The 230-nt window shown below is 64.3% G+C and carries 1 protein-coding gene; it reads left to right on the forward strand.

Annotated elements, in window-relative coordinates; all coding sequences use genetic code 11:
* Window positions 1-230 (forward strand): TRAP transporter large permease subunit (locus A3764_RS21370; RefSeq protein ID WP_150122378.1); only part of this gene is annotated, 230 nt, incomplete at both ends.

A 230-nucleotide genomic window follows, 5' to 3' on the forward strand; every position in this document is an offset into this window, starting at 1 on the left:
CGGGGTTCATCTTCGTGATCGCGGTCTGGGTCTGGCGGACGCCGGAAATCGCGCCCTCGACGGATCAGCGCTATTCCAGCTCGGAACGCTTCCGCGCGGCATGGGAAAGCTGGCCCGCCGTGCTGCTTTTCATCCTGATCATCGGGGGCATCTACGGCGGTATCTTCACCGCAACAGAAGCTGCCGCCGTCTGCGTGGTGTCGGCGGCGATCATCGGCTTTGTGCAGCGC

Source organism: Sulfitobacter sp. HI0129 (assembly GCF_001635395.1).
GTDB lineage: Bacteria > Pseudomonadota > Alphaproteobacteria > Rhodobacterales > Rhodobacteraceae > Sulfitobacter.